Below are 1,164 nucleotides of genomic sequence, written 5' to 3'. Positions count from 1 at the left end.
GAACAACGTTTTATTGCTCGTGTCGTTAATGAGGAAAACGGCAATCGTACTGCGGCAGCACAGCGTCTGGGGATTTCCCGTAAATCCCTATGGGAAAAACTCAGCCTTTGATGGCGTCGCCATCCTATGACTTTTTGCAAGTGCATCAGCCTTTAGCATATCCACAACCGCTACCCACCGGTAACAGTGTATACAATTATCCAGAACATTCCGTATTTATTATCAATTTCCTCCCCAACAAGACTTTCCGCTACCTTCAGGTAACAGGATCTGTACCGTTGTTTTAATAAAAACACCCTGTGTTCAGCCTTTTTATTACGGCATAAACCTTGCTTTCTTCACGCTGGGCCAACACTAAATGGGCTCAGCAACATTGTTGCTTTTTTATCAGGACGACACCACACAAAGGAGGACGCGAATGAGATTGACACGAAGAGGCTTCATCAAAGCTTCCGCTGCTACCGGCGGAGCCATGCTTGCGGCCGGTTGCGCAACAGCCAAACCTGCCACCAGCGCCATGGGAAAAGCGGAAAAAGCCAAGGGCGAGTCGGCCGGCAAGTGGATTGCCAACACCTGTCAGGGCTGTACCACCTGGTGCCCGATCGAGATTTTTGTTCAGGACGGGCGCGCAGTCAAGGTTCGCGGCAACCAGCTTAGTAAGGCCAACAGTGGCTACTGCTGTGTTCGCGGCCACCTGATCCTGCAGCAGATCTATGATCCCGATCGTATCAAGACCCCGATGAAGCGCACCAACCCGCAAAAAGGGCGCGGCATTGATCCCAAGTTCGTTCCCATTTCATGGGACGAAGCGATGGACACCCTGGCCGACAAGATCATGGAACTGCGCAAGAACAACGAAACCCACAAGTTCCTGCTGATGCGTGGCCGCTACTCCGACCACAACGCCATTTTCTATGGTGACCTGCCCAAGATGATCGGCTCTCCTAACAACATCTCCCACAGCTCCATCTGCGCTGAAGTTGAAAAGATGGGGCGAATGTTGGAAGGCTACTGGGGCTACAGTGATTACGATCTCGACAACATGAAGTATCTGATTGTCTGGGCCTGTGACCCCATGTCTTCCAACCGTCAGATCCCCAACGCCATCCGCAAGATGAACAAGGTCATGGAAAACGGCAAGGTTGCTGTTATTGATCCGCGCAT

General features: G+C 51.5%; 2 protein-coding genes. Both read left to right on the top strand.

Annotation, left to right across the window (positions count from 1 at the left end):
* Positions 1–12 precede the first annotated feature (12 nt).
* The gene (locus AC6F7T_RS01465) at positions 13–111 is read left to right on the top strand and encodes a helix-turn-helix domain-containing protein (protein WP_500716194.1); all 99 of its coding nucleotides are present in this window, start codon (positions 13–15) and stop codon (positions 109–111) included.
* 307 nt (positions 112–418) lie between these two features.
* Positions 419–1,164 (top strand): molybdopterin-dependent oxidoreductase (locus AC6F7T_RS01460; protein ID WP_500716193.1); only part of this gene is annotated, 746 nt, incomplete at its 3' end.

Source organism: Pelovirga sp. (assembly GCF_059864205.1).
Note: the sequence above shows the minus strand (reverse complement) of the source record. Positions and strands in the feature narration are given on the sequence as shown.